The organism is Gordonia sp. (in: high G+C Gram-positive bacteria) (assembly GCF_049299075.1).
GTDB lineage: Bacteria > Actinomycetota > Actinomycetes > Mycobacteriales > Mycobacteriaceae > Gordonia.
Genome location: NZ_JBAQWU010000380.1, coordinates 1 through 2,433 on the forward strand (window position 1 = coordinate 1; position 2,433 = coordinate 2,433).

At 66.7% G+C, this 2,433-nt stretch carries 3 protein-coding genes; all 3 read right to left on the reverse strand.

Translation table 11 applies throughout. From position 1 onward, the window contains the following. Positions 1–922 (reverse strand): SLBB domain-containing protein (locus tag WAW85_RS11990; protein WP_422559838.1); only part of this gene is annotated, 922 nt, incomplete at its 3' end. Between the two features lie 168 nt (positions 923–1,090). Then, positions 1,091–1,906 (reverse strand): hypothetical protein, encoded by an 816-nt coding sequence (locus WAW85_RS11995; protein WP_422559839.1) that lies wholly within the window; start codon positions 1,904–1,906, stop codon positions 1,091–1,093. 136 nt (positions 1,907–2,042) lie between these two features. Continuing rightward, a partial coding sequence (locus WAW85_RS12000) for a DegV family protein (RefSeq protein ID WP_422559840.1) occupies positions 2,043–2,433 on the reverse strand: 391 nt, incomplete at its 5' end.

Consider the following 2,433-nt stretch of genomic DNA (forward strand, 5'->3'; position numbering starts at 1 on the left):
TGCCTGCCGTTCCCGCGCTGCCCGAAGCGACGACCGCGCTGCGCACCGAATTCGCTCCGTTCTCCCGGGTACCCACCAGTACTTGATCGCCGTCCCGCAGCACCTGCGCCAAGTTGAGGCTCAATACGTCGGCGTTCGGTCGGGCACCACCGGCCAGGTCGAGGGCCTGTGCGACGCGGGAGTTCGGCGCCATCGTCACTAGACCCGGCCTGTGCACCAGACCCGCCACGCTCACCACGATCTCGGCCGCCGCAGCGGGTGCCGCCGCGGACTCGGCCGCAGCAGTCGGCCCCGCAGCAGTCGGTCCCGCCGAAGCCGGCAGATCGACCAGCGGCACCGCTGGTTCACTACCACTCAAAAGCGCGAAGCCGGCGATCACGCAGGCGATCACCCCGATACCGATCAGGCCAATCGCCGCGGGCGGCAGCATCGCGAACCGTCGTCGCGGCGCAGCCCAATCGTCATCGGCCTCGTCATCGTGATCGTTCGGCTCCGCCGCCAGATCGGCGTAGTCGTCATCGGCGTAGTCGTCATCGGCGTAGTCGTCGGCCACACCGGCGGCGGTCCGGTCGCTATGGTGCCCGTCCTCGTCGTCGAGTACCTCGTCCCAGTTCAGCGGTTGGACCTCATCGTCGTCGACCGCAGCCCTGCGGTCGGCGCACCCGGTGCCCGAATCGGTGCCGGAATCGGAGTCGGTGTCGGGCGCAACGCCGTTGCCGGAGACCCCGCGTCGACCGGCCCATGCACTGCGGCCCGCGGCCGTGTCCAGCCAGGACGGCATAACGGTGGCGCCCCAGTCGTCAGGGTCGGGTACGGTTTCCCGTCGGTCAACCGATGGCGGGAGCGCATCCGGCCGACCGGGGCTACGACCCAGGACGCGATCGAGACTGCTCGGTGCGGTGGTGGATGCTCGCCTGGCCATGACCGAAAACTAGGACGTGCTCGCCCCGGGCGCGAGGGCCCCTGCGCCCGGCCTGTGGATACGCCCCGGTATCCACAGGCCGGTCAGTCGAGGGTTTGCAGTCCGCGCCCGACCGTGATTCCGGCAGGGTCCGCGACGCGCGCGTACGGGACTGGAGCTACCCGTCGATCATTCTGCGGTCCGGTGGCTGCCGATGAGGGCCTTCAGTTCGTGGAAGGCAGACACGCGCGCAGTCACCCCGTCGGCCGCCGCCGACGGGTTCTCCGTCGGTGGCGCACCCGCGCTGTAGAGAATCGGGTTGAGGCGATCGCGCAGTTCTTCGCGTCGCTTTTCCATCTCCACATCCTCGCGCTCGTCCTGGAGCACGCGATCGATGTCGCTGGCCTCGTGAGCGCATCCTTCAATGAGCGCGACGCGCTGTTTGACCGAGTCGTCCAGCGCTGATGCCGCACGCTGCGCGTCGTCAAGCATCTGGGTGTCCGACTCGTTGAAGCTCTTGATCGAAGCGGCGTCCGCAGTGACGTTTCGAATCTGTTGCGATCGACGCAGATTGTCCGCGATCGCCGCAAGATCTGCGCTGAAGTCGAACTCGGCAGCATTACCCAGCCAGCCAGACTGCGCGGCTTCCGATTCGGCAATACGCGCTATCGCGGCTTCCGCCTGTGTGAACAGCCGAAGGCCCTCGGGTCCGAAGTCCGCCTCGCGTTGTCGCTCAGCGAGTTCACGGCGCCGCTTCTCCTCCTGCTCGCGCTCCGATGAGATCCATGCCCAGCCAGCAAGCCCAGCTATCCCGACCAGCCACAGCGTTTCGAATACCCAACCGGTCGCCGTTCGCGCCGTTGAAGGATTCTCTGCCCCCATGTTCACCGCAAGCCAGGTTCCGAAGAAGTACGGCCAGGCCACCGCCAAGAACGCGATGAGCAGCAGGATGCCCCAGACAATGAACATGCCGGTGTCGTCATTCTCCGATTTGCTTGCACCCATCCGCAGGAGACTACCAACGCCGCAAAACCGACCGTGCGAGGCCACCGAGCCTCACCGGTGTCGGCGATCGAGCCGGTCATCTCCATGGAGCTGCTACGGCCGCACCGGCGGGTACCTGCCGCTATCGCCCGGGCGGTCAGTCGAGGGTTTGCAGTCCGCGCCCGACCGTGATCCCGACGGCCCCCTTGCCGACGTGAATGCCGAGCACCGGCCCGAGGTCGACGACCAGCGACGAGGTGACGTTCGGCAGTCGGTCGGTGATCTTGCTCAGCACCTCGACGGCTAATTCCGGCGCGTAACAGTGCTGTACGCCGACGGTCACCTCGTCATCGCCAACACTCTCGGCCATCGCCGCAACCATCCGGTTGACGGCTTTAGTCATGGTGCGCTGGCGTTCCTGCAGGGCCAGAACACCGTCGGAGATGTGCAAAATCGGTTTGATGGCGAGCGCTGAACCGAGCAGGTGACCGGCCGCGCTGATCCGTCCGCTGTGCCGCAGGTTCTCCAGGGTCTGCACACACATCAAC